Annotated in this window: 15 protein-coding genes; 11 read left to right on the top strand and 4 right to left on the bottom strand. The window is 70.5% G+C overall.

What is annotated here, in order from left to right; genetic code table 11:
• Positions 1–39 precede the first annotated feature (39 nt).
• Both IFU19_RS01995 and IFU19_RS01990 read right to left on the bottom strand, forming a co-directional pair.
• Positions 40–1,221: a 4-hydroxybenzoate 3-monooxygenase gene (locus tag IFU19_RS01995; protein ID WP_192012782.1), complete on the bottom strand. Its 1,182-nt coding sequence runs from the start codon at positions 1,219–1,221 to the stop codon at positions 40–42.
• A 110-nt stretch (positions 1,222–1,331) separates the two neighbouring features.
• On the bottom strand, positions 1,332–2,084 hold the full coding sequence (locus IFU19_RS01990) for an IclR family transcriptional regulator (RefSeq protein ID WP_192012781.1): 753 nt from the start codon (positions 2,082–2,084) through the stop codon (positions 1,332–1,334).
• Positions 2,085–2,174: 90 nt separating this feature from the next.
• Here IFU19_RS01990 and pcaH point away from each other — a divergent pair, with 90 nt between their 5' ends.
• The 5 genes from pcaH to pcaC are packed head-to-tail and all read left to right on the top strand — an operon-like array spanning position 2,175 to position 6,168.
• Positions 2,175–2,984, top strand: coding sequence for a protocatechuate 3,4-dioxygenase subunit beta (gene pcaH, locus IFU19_RS01985; protein WP_192012780.1), 810 nt, complete (start codon positions 2,175–2,177; stop codon positions 2,982–2,984).
• Entirely contained in the window at positions 2,984–3,547 is a 564-nt protein-coding gene (gene pcaG / locus IFU19_RS01980; RefSeq protein WP_192012779.1) for a protocatechuate 3,4-dioxygenase subunit alpha, read from the top strand. Before pcaH ends, pcaG begins: the two co-directional genes overlap by 1 nt.
• The gene (locus IFU19_RS01975; protein ID WP_192012778.1) at positions 3,537–4,994 is read left to right on the top strand and encodes a lyase family protein; all 1,458 of its coding nucleotides are present in this window, start codon (positions 3,537–3,539) and stop codon (positions 4,992–4,994) included. Before pcaG ends, IFU19_RS01975 begins: the two co-directional genes overlap by 11 nt.
• Positions 4,991–5,773 (top strand): alpha/beta fold hydrolase, encoded by a 783-nt coding sequence (locus IFU19_RS01970; RefSeq protein WP_192012777.1) that lies wholly within the window; start codon positions 4,991–4,993, stop codon positions 5,771–5,773. Before IFU19_RS01975 ends, IFU19_RS01970 begins: the two co-directional genes overlap by 4 nt.
• Positions 5,773–6,168: a 4-carboxymuconolactone decarboxylase gene (pcaC, locus tag IFU19_RS01965; RefSeq protein WP_055832545.1), complete on the top strand. Its 396-nt coding sequence runs from the start codon at positions 5,773–5,775 to the stop codon at positions 6,166–6,168. The genes IFU19_RS01970 and pcaC overlap by 1 nt, the downstream gene beginning before the upstream one ends.
• On the opposite strand, the gene IFU19_RS16960 is transcribed toward pcaC, so the two are convergent.
• The gene (locus IFU19_RS16960) at positions 6,153–6,671 is read right to left on the bottom strand and encodes a MarR family transcriptional regulator (RefSeq protein ID WP_192012776.1); all 519 of its coding nucleotides are present in this window, start codon (positions 6,669–6,671) and stop codon (positions 6,153–6,155) included. The genes pcaC and IFU19_RS16960 overlap by 16 nt on opposite strands.
• Positions 6,672–6,731: 60 nt before the next feature.
• Here IFU19_RS16960 and IFU19_RS01955 point away from each other — a divergent pair, with 60 nt between their 5' ends.
• From IFU19_RS01955 to IFU19_RS01945, 3 genes are all read left to right on the top strand, one after another.
• Positions 6,732–7,943 carry an FAD-dependent monooxygenase gene (locus IFU19_RS01955; RefSeq protein ID WP_192012775.1) on the top strand — a complete coding sequence of 404 codons (1,212 nt, stop codon included), beginning with the start codon at positions 6,732–6,734 and terminating at the stop codon, positions 7,941–7,943.
• Between the two features lie 120 nt (positions 7,944–8,063).
• Positions 8,064–9,365 (top strand): C-glycoside deglycosidase beta subunit domain-containing protein, encoded by a 1,302-nt coding sequence (locus IFU19_RS01950; RefSeq protein WP_055832551.1) that lies wholly within the window; start codon positions 8,064–8,066, stop codon positions 9,363–9,365.
• A gap of 9 nt (positions 9,366–9,374) precedes the next feature.
• Positions 9,375–10,853, top strand: a complete 1,479-nt coding sequence (locus IFU19_RS01945; RefSeq protein ID WP_191916077.1) for a C-glycoside deglycosidase beta subunit domain-containing protein — start codon at positions 9,375–9,377, stop codon at positions 10,851–10,853.
• Positions 10,854–10,935: 82 nt separating this feature from the next.
• On the opposite strand, the gene IFU19_RS01940 is transcribed toward IFU19_RS01945, so the two are convergent.
• On the bottom strand, positions 10,936–11,874 hold the full coding sequence (locus IFU19_RS01940; protein ID WP_055833182.1) for a LysR family transcriptional regulator: 939 nt from the start codon (positions 11,872–11,874) through the stop codon (positions 10,936–10,938).
• Positions 11,875–12,097: 223 nt separating this feature from the next.
• Here IFU19_RS01940 and IFU19_RS01935 point away from each other — a divergent pair, with 223 nt between their 5' ends.
• Genes IFU19_RS01935 through IFU19_RS01925 form a run of 3 tightly spaced genes read left to right on the top strand, consistent with a single transcriptional unit; the run spans position 12,098 to position 15,240 of the window.
• Positions 12,098–13,387 carry an ABC transporter substrate-binding protein gene (locus IFU19_RS01935; RefSeq protein WP_191925272.1) on the top strand — a complete coding sequence of 430 codons (1,290 nt, stop codon included), beginning with the start codon at positions 12,098–12,100 and terminating at the stop codon, positions 13,385–13,387.
• Positions 13,388–13,427: 40 nt separating this feature from the next.
• Positions 13,428–14,402, top strand: a complete 975-nt coding sequence (locus IFU19_RS01930; protein ID WP_055832557.1) for a carbohydrate ABC transporter permease — start codon at positions 13,428–13,430, stop codon at positions 14,400–14,402.
• Position 14,403: 1 nt separating this feature from the next.
• Positions 14,404–15,240 carry a carbohydrate ABC transporter permease gene (locus IFU19_RS01925; RefSeq protein ID WP_055832560.1) on the top strand — a complete coding sequence of 279 codons (837 nt, stop codon included), beginning with the start codon at positions 14,404–14,406 and terminating at the stop codon, positions 15,238–15,240.
• The last annotated feature ends 22 nt before the right edge of the window (positions 15,241–15,262 follow it).

The following is a 15,262-nucleotide window of genomic DNA, read 5'->3' as shown; positions in this document are numbered from 1 at the left end:
AGGCTTGTAGGGGGGGTGAGCGCCGAGTCGAGAGGGGGCTCAGGCGTCGAACGGCCAGCCGCAGTACGCCTCGGCCAGGTAGGCGCGGCCGTGCTCCGATTCCACGACGGTGCGCAGCTCGCCGAGCTGGCGGCGGCGGTCGAAGTCGGTGGCATCCGGAGCCACGTGCAGCAGGCTCGTCATCCACCACGAGAAGTGCTGGGCCTTCCAGATGCGGCGGCTCGCGGTCTCGGGGTACGCGTCGAGCAGGCGCGCGTCGCGGTCGACCAGCAGGGCCCCGAGGGCGGCGGCGAGCAGGCGCACGTCGGCGATCGCGAGGTTCATGCCCTTCGCGCCCGTGGGCGGCACGGTATGGGCGGCATCGCCGACGAGGGCGACGCGGCCGCGACGCAGCTCGTGCGCCACGAAACTGCGGAAGCGCAGCACGTCGCGCTGGAAGATCGGGCCCTGCTTCAGCGTCGTTCCGGGAACGCGCTTCTGCAGCTCGTCCCACAGCTGCTCCTCGGAGTACGCCGCGGTGTCGGTGTGCGGGTCGCACTGGAAGTACATGCGCTGCACGGTGTCGGAGCGCTGGCTGACGAGCGCGAAACCGTCGGGGGAGTTGCTGTAGATCAGCTCCTCGCTGCTGGGCGGCGCCTCGCACAGGATGCCGAACCAGGCGAACGGGTACTCGCGGAAGTAGCCGCCCTGGCTCGAGCCGGTGACGCTCGCGCGGGCGACGCTGCGGGAGCCGTCGGAGCCGACGACGAAGTCCGCCTCGATCTCGAACGGGGCGCCCTCGGCATCGGTCGCGATCACGCGGGGCCGGTCGGTGTCGGCGTCGTCGATGCGCTCGGCCGTGACGCCGAAGCGCAGGTCTTGACCGGCCTCGAGGCGCGCGGCGATCAGATCTTTGAGTACCTCGTGCTGCGGGTACAGCCAGACGGCGCGACCGACGGTGTCGGCGAAGTCGATGCGGTGCCCCTCGCCCTCGAAGCGCAGTTCGATCCCGTCGTGGCGGTTCCCGACGGTGCGGGCGCGCGAGGCGGGACCGATCGTGTCGAGCAGTTCGACCGTGCCCTGCTCGAGGATGCCGGCGCGGATGGTGCTCTCGATCTCGTCGCGGGAGCGCTGGTCGATGACGATCGACTCGATGCCGGACTGGGCCAGCAGGTGCGAGAGCAGCAGCCCCGCGGGGCCGGCGCCGACGATGGCCACACGGGTGCGGACGGTGGTGTTCATGGGCGTCTCCTTCGACGGTGCTGACTCGATGGTGCCCCTCACCCCCGCCCGCCCACCCGCACTCTCCCATTCATCGGGACGCGGCAGAGCAGCGCGCTCGCGCGCGGCCGTCAGCGGCGATAGCCCAACGCGCGCTCCGTGTCGCGGGCGGCGCGGTGCAGCTCGACGAGCGCGAACTGCGTCTCGGCATCGCGGGGGAGCACCACCGACAGCGCTGCGATCACGGCCCCGGTCTCGTCGCGCACGGGCACGGCGACGCCGGTCGACACCGCGTCGACGTATCCCGGGGCGACCACCCGCCCCAGGGTGCGGATCTCGGCGAGCGTGCGTCGGAGTGCGGCCGGATCGACGATCGTTTCGGGGGTTACCGCCTCGAGGGGGCCCGCCAGCACGCGTTCCTGCAGGTCGTGCGGAGCGAAGGCCAGCAGTGCCAGCCCCGACGACGACGCGTGCACCGGCAGGCGGCCGGCGACGCGGGTGATGTTGGCGCCGGATTCGGGCGCGCTCAAACGCTCGAGGAACAGGGCCTCGTCGTGCTCGAGGATCGCGAGCTGCGTGTGCTCGCGCACCCTCTGCTGCACGCGCTCCATGTACGGCAGGGCGGCCTGCCGCAGGCGCAACGCGTGCGACGACCGCGTCGCCAGCTCCCAGAGCCGCATGCCCACGCGCACGCGGCGCTCGTCGTCGCGCTCGAGGAGTCCGGCATCCACGAGTTCGTTCACGATGCGGTGCGCGGACGAGCTCGGCAGGTCGGCGCGACGACCGATGTCGGCCGTCGTCTGGGCGGTGCGCGTGGGGGTGAAGGTCTCGAGGATGCGCACGAGTCGGTCGGTGACCGAATCGCCCGAGGAGGAGTTCGCCATGGGCTCAGGATGCCATGACTCCCATTCAGCGGGAACGCTCTGGCGCGTCCGTGGCCGGTGCCGGACGATGGACATGTCGAAGGAGACCCCATGTCGCACCCCGCCGCCGCCCCCGAGACGCTGCTCGCCGCCCCCGACCAGGCGACGCAGAGTCAGATCGTCGACGAGATCCGCGCCCGTCACGCCGAGCTCGACGCCCTCGACGCCGCCGGTGAGCGCCTCGGCGCGACCGCGCACGACTTCCCCGCGTACCGCTCGAGCGTGCTGCGGCATCCGACCAAGAACCCCCGGCTCGTCGACCCCGAGACGATCGAGCTGTTCTCGCCCGCCTTCGGGCAGCGCGACGTCGCCGCGATCGAATCCGACCTCACGCTGCAGCACGCCGGGGAACCGCTGGGTGAGCGCATGAGCGTGCAGGGGCGCCTGCTCGATTCGTGGGGACGGCCGGTGGCGAACCAGCTCATCGAGATCTGGCAGGCCAACTCGGCCGGGCGCTACATCCACCAGCGCGACCAGCACCCCGCCCCGCTCGATGCGAACTTCACCGGCGCGGGGCGCGCGGTCACGAACGAGAACGGCGAGTACCGCTTCACCACGATCAAGCCCGGCCCCTACCCGTGGAAGAACCACCGCAACGCCTGGCGGCCGGCCCACATCCACTTCTCGGTGTTCGGCTCGTCGTTCACCCAGCGGCTCGTCACGCAGATGTACTTCCCCGGTGACCCGCTGTTCGCGCTCGACCCGATCTACAACAGCATCCACCGGCAGAAGGACCGCGACGCCCTGGTGGGAGTCTACGACCACGACCTCACCTCACCCGAATGGGCGACGGGGTACCGCTTCGACATCGTCGTCGACGGCGCCGATGCGACCTACTTCGAGCAGGAAGGCGACGAGTGATGAGCGCCGTCCCCCCCAAGACCCACCGCGCCACCCCCGGCCAGACCGTGGGGCCGTTCTTCGCGTACGGCCTGGAGTTCCCGAAGCAGCACCAGGTCGCCTTCCCCCACTCACCCGGCGCGATCGTGCTCGGCGGCACGATCCTCGACGGCGCGGGGGCACCCATCCCCGACGCGCTCATCGAGATCTTCGGGGCGGATGCCGACGGCTCGGTGCCGCGGGCGCGGGGCGCGTTGCGCCGCGACGACCACACCTTCACCGGCTTCGGTCGCGCGTTCACCGACGACGAGGGGCACTTCGAGTTCTGGACCCGCGAGCCCGCTGGCATCGGGGGCCGCGCCGCCTTCTACGCGGCGATCGTGTTCGCGCGGGGGTTGCCCGACAAGCTGCACACCCGCATCTACGTGCCCGGTGACGCCGCCGCGCTCGCCGCCGACCCGCTGCTGACCTCTCTGACGCCGCAGGAGCGCGCTACTGTCGTCGCGACGCGCACCGCCGACGGCGGCCTGCGGCACGACATCCGGCTGCAGGGCGAGAATGAGACGGTCTTCCTTGCCTTCTGAGCCCCCCACGGTGGTCGACGTCGGTTTGCTCTCGCCGGTGACGGTGGGGCACGACCTGCTCGTGTCGGACGGGTTCGTGCTGGACGCGCTCGTTCGCGCGGAGTGCGCTCTGGTCACCGCCTACGCCGAGCTCGGCGTCGCGCCGCGGCAGGTGGCGATCGAGGTCGACCACGTCTTCGGGCTCGACGAGAGGGGCGGCTCGCCCGCGCGGGATCTCCCCGCGCGCAATGTCGATGTCGGCGCGCTGGTCGCGGCGTCGGTCGCCGGGGGGAACCCCGTGATCCCGCTCGTCGGCATGCTCAAGGAACAGGTGCCGGCCGACTGCCGGCCGTGGATCCACCGCGGCGCCACCAGCCAGGACATCCTCGACACCGCGCTGATGATCGTCGCGCGCCGCGCCATGGAGCAGGTGCGCTCGTCGCTGCGCATCGCGGGGGAGCGGGCCCGGGAGCTCGCCGTCACGCACGCCGACGACGTCGCGGCCGCTCGCACCCTCACCCAGCACGCCGTTCCCACGACGGTCGGCGCTCGGGCCGCGACGTGGGCGCGGGGCATCGAGCGGGCGCTCGCGCGCATCGATGCGCTCGCGTACCCCGCACAGCTCGCCGGCGCCGGCGGCACCCTGGCCTCGTTCGTCGAGATCACGGGCTCGCACGAGAACGCGGCGGCGCTGCCCGCGGCGTTCGCCCGGGCCGCCGGCCTCGACGCCCCCGATGCTCCCTGGCACGTCACCCGCTGGCCGATCACCGAGCTCGGCGATGCCCTGGCGCAGGTTCTGGACGCGCTCGGCAAGCTGGCCACCGACGTCGCGACCCTCGGTCGCACCGAGATCGGCGAGGTGTCGGAGGGCGTGGGCGGCGGATCGTCGGCCATGCCGCAGAAGCAGAACCCCGCCGAGGCGGTGCTGATCCGCTCCGCCGCCCTGCGCGCTCCGCAGCTGGGGGCGACGCTGCACCTCGCGGCCTCCCTGGCCATCGACGAACGCCCCGACGGCGCTTGGCACGCGGAGTGGCCGACGCTGCGCGAGCTGCTGCGTCTGGCGCTGGGGGCGACGCGGCACGCGGCGTCGCTCGCGTCTCACCTGCGGGTCGATGTGGCGGCGGCGCGGCGCAACGCCGGGCTGACCGGCGGTCGACTCGTGAGCGAGCGGCTGCGCGGAGTGCTGGTGCCGCTCATCGGCGCGCCGCGGTTCACCGAGCTGCTCGCCGGCGACGGCGACCTGGCGGAGCGCCTGCGCGCGCTGCCCGAGGCGGCGGGACTCGACGTGGACGCCGTGCTCGACCCGTCGGCGTACGTCGGCCTGGCGCCGTGGCTGGCGCGGGGCGGGGCCGACCGCGAGGCAGGCGGCGGCCGCGCAGAACGCGCGGCATCAGACGCATACGAACATGGCCGGGACGAACACGGGCCGGACGAACACGGCCTGCACGAACACGGGGTGGACGAATGAGTGCGGTGTCGCTGATCTCGCTGACCGAGCCGGTCGGCTCGCCCGACGCGCCGCTCGTGGTGCTGGGGCCGTCGCTCGGCACCTCGACCATCCTCTGGGACGACGTCGTGCCGCTGCTCGCCGACGACTACCGCGTCGCCGCGTGGGACCTTCCCGGCCACGGCGCGGGGCCCGTCGCGCGCGCGGCGTTCACGGTCGCCGACCTCGCCGATGCCGTGGCCGCGGCCGTACCCGACGACACCTTCCTCTACGCCGGCGTCTCGCTCGGGGGAGCCACCGGACTCGAACTCGCGCTGCGGCACGGCGATCGTCTTCGCGCCGCCGCGATCGTGGCATCCGGAGCCCAGCTCGGCGACCCCGGCGCCTGGGCCGAGCGCGCCGCGCAGGCACGGGCGCAGAGCACGTCGAGCCTCATCGTCGCCTCGGCCCGACGCTGGTTCGCCCCTGACTCGATCGCGCGGCGCCCCGAGCCGACCGGCCGGCTGCTGCACGCGCTGCAGGACGCCGACGACGACAGCTACGCCCGCTGCTGCGAAGCGCTCGCCGCCTACGACGTGCGCTCGGATCTCGGTCGGATCGACGTGCCCGTGCTCGCCGCGTGGGGGGAGTTCGACGCCGTCGCCCCCGAGGCCAAGGCCGTCGAGATCGCCGCGGGTGTGCGCAACGGTCGGGTCGAGCGCATCGACGGCGCCGGGCACCTGCCCGCTGCCGAGCAACCCGAGGCCGTGGCCGCCCTGCTGCGCTCGTTCTTCGCCTCCACCTCTCGAAAGGCCGCCTGATGCCCACCGACCAGGAACGCCACGACCAGGGGATGGCCGTGCGCCGCGCGGTGCTCTCGGACGCGCACGTCGACCGCGCGACCGCGGCGACGACCGACCTCACCGCCGACTGGCAGGACTTCATCACGCGCGTCGCGTGGGGCGACATCTGGTCGCGTCCGGGTCTGGACCGCCGGTCGCGCTCGATCGCGGTGCTCAGTTCGCTCATCGCGCACGGGCATCACGAGGAGCTCGCGATGCACCTGCGGGCGGCGCTGCGCAACGGCCTGACGATCGACGAGATCCGCGAGGTCATCCTGCAGTCGGCGATCTACTCGGGCGTGCCGGCCGCGAACACGGCGTTCCGCATCGCGTCGCAGGTCTTCGCCGAAGACGCGACTCACGCGCCGGAGTGATCGAGGGCGTCGTCGTAGGCGTCGATCAGCCGGTCGAGGAAGCGCTGCACGGTTGCGCGCTCCGCGGCGTCCATGGCCTGCACCACCGTCTCGACGCCCTCGATGAGGGGCGTGACGAGCTCGCGCGCCCTGTCGCGTAAGCCGTCGACGGGGGTGACCACGAGCTTGCGGCCGTCGTGGGGGTGGCGTTCGCGGCGGATGTGCCCGGCGTTCTCGAGGCGGTGCAGCACCAGCGTCATCGCGGCGGTCGAGATGCCGAGGCGTCGGGCCAACTCGGTGGGGGTGGCGGGTCCCGTCGAGATGAGGTGGTCCATCGCCTCGAGCCCGGGTGCATCGACGGCGAGGGCGGCGGCGACGTGCTTCTCGAACTGCTGCTGGCGCAGGGTGACGCGCTGCACGCGCGCCCGCAGATCGTCGTCGCCCAGCGGGGCGTCGCTTCGGCGCGCACGCTCGCGCTCACGGCGGTCGTCGTGCGCAGCGGGAGGGTCGTCGAGCGGGTCCACTCGTCCAGGATAGTCGTGTAGATTGCCAATCTCATTGATTATCAACGGAACGGGTGAAGAATGGCGGCGACCTCCGACCGACGCGTGCTGATCTGCGGGGCGAGCATCGCCGGCCCGGCGCTCGCGTACTGGCTGAACCGATACGGCTACGAGACGGTGATCGTCGAACGCGCCGATGCGCTGCGCACCGGCGGGCAGAACGTCGACGTGCGCGGAGCCGGACGTGAGGTGGTGCGGCGGATGGATCTGGAGTCCGACGTGCGGGCGGCGACCACCGGCGAGGTCGGCACGCGGTTCGTCGACGGCGACGGACGCACGGTCGCGGAGTTCCCCGCCGGCCGCGGCGACTCCGACGGCGCCACCGCCGAGCTCGAGATCCTGCGCGGCGACCTCGCGGAACTGCTCGTGGAACGCACGACCGGACGCACGGAGTACCGCTTCGGCGACCGGGTCACCGGGCTGGAGCAGGATGCCGACGGTGTCACGGTGCGCTTCGAGCGAGCGCCCGAGGAGACTTTCGCCCTCGTCGTGGCCGCCGACGGAATCGGCTCGCGAACCCGCGGGCTCGTCTTCGGCGAGGAGCCGCGGATCCGCTCGCTGGGGCTCGAGACGACGTACGGGACGATCCCGCGCACCGCCGAAGACGACGACTGGTGGCGCTGGTACTCCGCGCCGGGCGGCCGGTCGATCACGCTGCGCCCCGATCCGCACGGCACGATCCGCGCGACGCTGTCGGTGGTCACCGATCGTGCGCGCCCGAGGAGCGAGCGCGGAGATGTGGACGCCCAGCGCCGCCGCCTGCGCGCCGTCTTCGCCGACGCCGGCTGGGAGGCGGAGCGCGTGCTCGACGCCTTCGACCGCGCCGACGAGCTGTACACCGACGCGATCGGTCAGGTGCGGGCTCCCCGCTGGTCGAGTGGTCGGGTCGCACTCGTGGGGGATGCCGCGTACTGCGCCTCACCGGTCAGCGGAATGGGGACGAGCCTCGCCCTCGTGGGTGCATACGTGCTGGCGGGCGAACTGGCCGCCCATGTCGACCACCGCGACGCATTCGGCGGGTACGAGCGCCTGATGCGCCCCTACGTCGCGCAGGCGCAGAACCTGCCCCCGGGGACGCCGCGGCTGGCCAACCCGACCTCGCGGGTCGGCGTGGGGGCATTCCGGACCGCGCTGCGGGTGGCATCCACTCCCCTCGCGAAGCGTCTCACGGGGGGACTCTTCACGCCGCCGGCCGACGCCATCGACCTGCCGGACTACGCGCACCTGGGGTGACGTGTCGGTGAGGTCGCGTCACGGGCCGCGCGATCGTGATGCGCCGCATCACAACGGCTTATGTCGGAATAAAGCATAAGGCGGGTAGCGTCGAAGTCACCCCACAGAGAGTGAGCGACGATGCTTCTCGAAAGAGACCTCATCCAGTCCGTCGGATTCCGAAACGTCCGCGAGGGTGACGAGATCACCGGCTTCCAGTTCCGCGTCCGGATGCCGTCGTACCGCGGCATGGCGGCGTCACTGATCGACGGGATCGGCGTGAGCATTCCGGGGCTGGTCGACGTGGCATCCGAGGTACCGCTGTGGACCCTGCAGGGCCGGCAGTACACGCTGGCCGAACTGTGGGACGGCGACGGGGTGCGCTGGCCCCTCGAAGACGCCGCGATCATCACCGTCCCGCTGCCCGGCGGTCTCCCCGACGGCGTGCACGAGCTCTCGATCGATCTGCGCCTGCGCGCCTCGTACATTCCGCTCGAGCACCAGCCGAGCCGCTACCGGGTGACCAAGCACGTCACGCTGGCGCCCGAGGCATCCGGCGCCCCCTTCCGCTACGGCGTCTCGCTCTACAGCTACATGGGCGACTACGGCACGGTCATGGACCTCGAGACCGCCCTCGCCTCGATCGCCGACCTGGGGGCCACCGGCGTCGAGATCCTCGGCGAAGCGCACGTGCCGAACTACCCGCACCCCTCCGACGAGTGGGTCGACGAGTGGTTCGCCCTGCTCGAGAGGTACGGCCTCGAGCCCACCAATCTCGGTTCCTGGATCGACACGCGGCTGCACTCCAGCGGGCCGAACGCCCGCGACATGACGGTGGACGAGGGCGCGGCGGCGCTGCAGCGCGACCTGCGGCTCGCCAAGCGCCTGGGCTTCCGCTTCGTGCGGCCCAAGATCGGCGTCGTGTCGAGCGACCTGATCCCGCACCCCATCTGGACCGAGGTCGTCGAAGCATCGCTGCCGCTGGCCGAGGAGCTCGACGTCATCATCTGCCCCGAGATCCACTCGCCGACCCCCATCAAGCACGAGGTCGTCGACGACTACATCGCCCTCATCCGCCGCACCGGCACGAAGCACTTCGGCCTGCTGCTCGACACCGGTATCTTCCAGGACCGACCGATCCCGCTCGCACCCGGCGAGCTGCCCGGCCAACGCCCGGCGTTCCTCGACGGCATCCACGTCGACCCCGCCGACGTGTTCGACGTGATCGAGAACGTGGTGTTCATCCAGGCGAAGTTCCACGACATCGACGAGCAGCTCGACGACCAGCAGATCCCGTGGGAACCCGTGCTCAAGGCACTCAAGGACGCCGGCTACACCGGGTACCTCTCCAGCGAATACGAAGGGGTGCGGGAGCCCTGGCGTTCGATCGAGCAGGTGCGCCGCCAGCACTCGCTCATGCGGCAGATCGCCGACCGGATCTAAGGACACCCCATGCCGAACGGACTGATTCACGACGACAGCCTGCGCACGCACCCTGACGGGTTCGCACTGCGCTTGACCATCCCCTGGTACCGCAGCCTCTGGCTCTCGTCGGTGACTTCGCTCGAGCTCACCGTCGATGGCGAGCGGGTGGATGCCGACGACCTCCGCGTGGCGTTCGGCGACACCGTCTTCGGGCTCGACGAGCTGCCCGAGCAGAGCGAACGGCTCTGGTTCCTGCAGGAGCACCCGCTGCTGATCGCCCGCCGCGCCGACCCGGTCGCGCTCGGCGAGACCCACGACGTCGTACTGCACGGCGAGCTGCGCCTGCCGTACATGCAGATCGCGCCCGGCCAGGACGGCGGGCCCGGGATGTACGTGCCGAACGTCGTGCACGACGTGAAGACGCTCACCGTCGTCGACGCGGATGCCGGGGTCCCCGCGCTCGTGTCGGACGTGACGCCGCCGCCCCCGGCGAGCGACGACGACCCGTTCCAGCTGGGCCTGACCCTGTACTCGGCCAGCGCCGAGTTCCGCGCGGGGTACTTCGACTTCGACGGTCTGCTCGACCGGGTCGCGGAGCTGGGGATCGGTCCCGGCATCGAGATCGTGGCATCCCAGATGGTGCCGACCTACCCCGTGGTCGGTGACGACTTCGAGCGAGCGTGGCGGGCGGCGTTCGACCGGCACGGCTTCGTCGCGAGCTCGTTCGGCGCGAACCTCGACATGGGTCGGCGACGCGATCGCGACATGACCCCCGACGAGGAGTTCGCGTTCTCGAAGCTCATGTTCGAGGGCGCGAAGAAGCTCGGCTTCCCGCTCGTGCGCATCCAGAGCGCCCAGCCCGCGCTGCTGCGCCGGCTGCTGCCCATCGCCGAGGAGCTCGAGCTGAAGCTCGCGTACGAGATCCACGCGCCCATGGGGCCCAACGCCGAGCCGATCCTGCGCGTGCGCGAGACCTACGCCGAGCTCGACTCGCCCCTGCTCGGCTTCGTCGCCGACTTCTCATCGACCATGCACGCGATGTCGCCGACGCTGCTGCGCGCCGTGCGCCGCGCCGGTCTCGACGACGAGGCGGTGGCGAAGCTGCAGGAGATCTGGGCGACCGATGCCGCGATGCGCGAGCGTCAGCAGGAGTTCCTCGGCTACCTCCGCGGCCGCGACTTCGACCCCGGTCGCCTGGGGTCGTTCGCGCACCTGGCCTTCAACATGCACGGGCACGTCGATCCGCGCGAGTGGGCCGACATCATGCCGCAGATCCTGCACGTGCACGCGAAGTTCTACGACATCGACGAGCAGGGCCAGGAGCCCGCGATCGACTACCCCGAGCTCGTGCGCGTGTTCGTCGAGGGCGGCTACCGCGGCTTCTGGTCGAGCGAATGGGAGGGTCATGCCTTCGCCGAACTGGGCGAGGTCGACCCGCTGCTGCTCGTGCGGCGCCAGCACGACCTCATCCGCGCGTCGATGAGGGCGGTGACGGCGGCCGTCTGACGGCACCGCGGGGTGCGGCGCGCGTGGGGGCTCGCCGCACCCCGACCGTGGGGGCGACGCCGGCCGCGCGACCGGGCGTCGGTTACGCGGGCGCGTGGCCGGCGGCGATGACGCGGCCCGCTTCGGTGAACAGGCCGCGCATCCACTCGTGCTCGGGGTCGCGCGTGTGCGAGGGATGCCACCACAGCGCGCTCACGAGAGGCGTCGCCTCGAACGGCAGGGGGACGACGCGGATCCCGCCGATGCGCAGCAGGTGCGGGGCGAGGGCCGACTGCACCAGGCCGACCCGGCGGGTACCGCTGACGAAGTGGCCGACCGACAGGAAGCTCTCGAGCACCACCTCGATGTGCGGCTCGACGCCGAGCTGCTGCACCTGGCGGGCGGCCGAGGTGAAGGCCGATCGCGACTGGAACGTGAGCACCCACGGCATGTCGGCGAGGTTCTGCATCGTCAGGACGTCGCCCACGTCGTCGTTGTCGTCGGCGACGACGGCGAGCCAATCGTCCTGCCAGAGGTCGAGATACGGCAGGCCCGAGACGGGGCCGTGCGGGATGACCATGGCGTCGGCCGAGCGCAAGCGGTTCGCCGCGTCCTCGACGATGCCGGGGTTGTGCAGCATGTAGCGGAACCGCACGCCGGGGGCCTGTTCGGCGGCGAGCTGCGAGACGATCGTGCCGACGGTGACGAAGCCGTAGTCCGACCCGTAGATGGAGAATTCGCGGGTGGACTCCGCGGGCGACCACGATGCCTGGCTCTCGAACACCCGCCGCGCGGCCTCGAGTGCCGTGGTCGTGTGCTCGGTGAGGCGCACGGCGAACGGGGTCAGCTCGTACGTGTTGCCGCGGCGGGCCAGGATCTGGTCGTCGAAGTGGGTGCGCAGGCGCGACAGCGAGGCGCTGAGGGCCGGTTGGCTCAGGTGCAGCCGTTCGGCGGCGCGGGTGACACTGCGCTCCGTGAGGAGGGCGTCGAGCGCGACCAAGAGGTTCAGGTCGAGGCGCGAGAGCGTTGCATGATCGGTCACCACGTCGTGATCCTTCGCTGGGGAGCTGTCCCTGCACTGTATCAATGGCGTCTATGCGGGGCCAGAGCTCATGCCTGACGGCGATGCGGTCGCGGCCTCATCGCCTTATGCGCCGCATCGCGAAGACTTATGTGCGTTTTCGGCGCATCCCACTGATACTGGGACACACAGCACAGGTGCTCCCATCGAAGGGTCCGCCGACAACGTCGTCAGAAAGGCTGTCATGACTCAGCAACGTCGCCTCACGCGCATCGCAGGTCTTCTCGTTGTTCCCGCCACCGCCGCCCTCGTTCTCGCCGGCTGCTCCGGCTCCGGCTCGGGCTCGGGCGACGGGAACGCCGACTCGTTCACCTTCACCTTCGCCACCTCGAACAACCTCGAGAGCCCCTACGAGGCGCTCGCGAAGGCGTACATGGAGGCGAACCCCGACATCACCATCACCACCAACCCCACCCCGAACGACAAGTACGGCGAGACCATCCGCACGCAGTTCCAGGCCGGTAACGCCTCCGACGTCGTGCAGACCACCCCCGGCTCGGGTGACGCCCGCGGTCTCGTCCCCCTCGCCGAGGCCGGCTTCCTCGAGCCGCTGGGCGACACCGCCACCTCGCTCGTCCCCTCCGGCAGCGAACCGCTGTTCGAGATCGACGGCAAGACCTACGGGCAGCCCATGGACTTCACCATCGGCGCCGTCGTCGCGAGCATGGGCACCGCCGCCCAGAACGGCATCGACGAGTGGCCGACCACGATGGACCAGTTCTACGCGGAGTGCGAGACGCTCACCGGGCAGGGGAAGTCCATGCTCGCCCTCGCCGGCGCGGCCGGCCCCAACGCCGGTCTGACCGCGCAGGGCATCGCCGCCACGCGCGTCTACGAGGTCGAACCCGACTTCAACACCGAGCGTGCCGCGGGCGACACGACCTTCGCCGAGAGCACCGGGTGGAAGGACGCGCTGCAGACCATCATCGACCTGAAGGACCGCGGATGCTTCCAGCCCGGTGCCGAGGGCGGTGGCTTCGACGCCATCACCAACGGACTCGCGCAGGGCACCTCGATCGGCAGCTTCATCCCGTCGGGCTCCGCGGTCGAGATCGCGTCGGCGGCTCCCGCCGAGGCGAACTTCAAGGTGCAGCCGTTCCCGGCCGCCAAGGGAGAGAAGCCGTTCGTGCTCGCCAGCTCGAACTACACGATCTCGATCAACGCGAAGTCCGAGAAGAAGGATGCCGCGGCGGCCTTCGTCGAGTGGCTGTCCACGCCGGAAGCGCAGGAGAAGTACTACGAGGTGTCGGGCCTGCTGCCGATCTCGGAGTACAAGAACCTCGACCTCAGCGACACCATCTACTCCCCGATCGTCGACATCCTCGCCGAGGGGTCCTACACGACACTCCCCAACAACGTGTGGCCCAACCCGGCCGTATACGAGGCGCTGCAGGTGGGCGTGCAGGGACTGCTGACCGGTCAGACGCAGATCGATCAGGTGCTGCAGAACATGGACAACGCCTGGGGCGAGTGAGCCCGTTGGATGCCGACGACGAGACGATGACGAGAAGGACATGAGCACAACACTCCGAAGCGGACAACAGGTCGCTACCGAGACCGAGCGCGTGGTCCTTCCCCGGCGCGGGGGGCGCGGTCGCCGCGTTCCCCCGCCCCGCCGGTCGGGTCAGCTGAAGTTCGGCTACTGGTGGTGGGCACTGCCCGGCATCGTCTTCGTCCTCGGCATCCATTACCTCGCCACGGGGATCGGCGGCTTCTTCGCCTTCACGAACTGGACGGGGATCGGGGCCTTCGAGATCGTCGGTCTCGACAACTTCGTGCGGATCTTCCAGGACCCGACGAAGATCGGCGCCCTCGGGAACACCCTGTTCCTGGCCTTCGGCTCGGTCATCATCAGCAACATCCTGGGGCTGGGCATCGCGGTGGGCCTGAACCGAGGACTCAAGTCGCGGTACATCCTGCGCACGCTCTTCTTCATGCCGGTGGTGCTCAGCCCCCTCGCCACCTCGTACATCTGGAAGTTCATCTTCGACTTCAACGGCCCGCTGAACGTGATCCTGCGGGGAGCGGGGCTCGACTCCGTCGCCCGCGCCTGGATCGCCGACCCCACCTGGGCGATCTGGACCGTCCTGGTCGTGCTGGTGTGGCAGAACATCGGCTTCGCCATGGTGATCTACATGGCGGGACTGGCGGCCGTGCCGGTCGAGATCGAAGAGGCGGCGGCCATCGACGGCACCACCGTCTGGCAGCGCTTCTGGCACATCACGCTGCCCTCCATCCGCCCGGCGGTCGCCATCGCGACCACGCTCGGTCTCGTCAACGGTCTGCGCGTGTTCGATCAGATCATGGCCCTCACCGGCGGCGGACCTGCCGGGGCCACCGAGAATCTGGCCACGCAGGTCTACAAGCAGTCGTTCGCCCTGGGCAACTTCGGCTACGGCGCCGCCCTGGCGCTCCTGCTGACCGTGATCATCCTCGTCTTCGCCGTCATCCAGCAGCGCGCCACCGCCGAGCGCCCCGAGGAGAACTGACATGTTCCGCTACACCAAGCTCACCGCGTTGCGCGAGGTCGGCTTCTGGCTGGTCGCCCTGGTCTTCCTCCTGCCGTTCTACTTCCTCGTCACGACGGCGCTGAAGTCCGACCGCGAGGTCATCACGTCGTCGACGCTCGCCCCGCCCTCGGCCCCGGACTTCGGCAACTTCGCCAAGGTCCTCACGGCCACCGGCAACGCGAACGTCATCCAGGGCCTGCTCAACAGCGTGATCATCACGGCCGGCAGCATCTTCCTCATGGTGCTGCTGGGCTCGCTCACCGGCTACGTGATCGCTCGCAGCACGCGGCGCTGGAGCCGCGGCGTCTACTACCTGTTCCTCGTCGCCATCATCCTGCCCACGCAACTGGGGACGGTCCCGCTGTACATCGGGGCGCGCTCGATCGGCCTGACCGGTTCGGTGTGGGGGATGATCCTGCTCTACAGCGGCATGCTGCTGCCGCTCGCGATCTTCCTCTACGCCGGGTTCTTCCGCGGCCTCGGCACCGAGTACGAGGAGGCCGCGACCATCGACGGCGCGAGCCGCACGCAGATCTTCTTCCAGGTCGTGCTTCCGCTGATGTCACCCGCGACCGGAACGGTGGCGATCCTCGCCGGCCTCATCGTGTGGAACGACTTCTTTACCTCGCTGATCTTCCTCGGGGGATCGGCGAACCAGACCCTGCCGGTCGCCATGTACTACTACATCGGTTCGCTGGTCTCGGCATGGAACCAGATCTTCGCGATCGTCATCGTCTCGATGATCCCGATCCTCGCCTTCTACCTCTTCGCCCAGAAGCGCTTCATCCAGGGCTTCGCCGGCGGCTTGAAGGGCTGACGCCTTCTCCACGCGGGCTGAG

Origin of the sequence: Microbacterium sp. CFBP 8794 (assembly GCF_014841235.1) — a bacterium.
Classification (GTDB): domain Bacteria; phylum Actinomycetota; class Actinomycetes; order Actinomycetales; family Microbacteriaceae; genus Microbacterium.
Note: the sequence above shows the minus strand (reverse complement) of the source record. Positions and strands in the feature narration are given on the sequence as shown.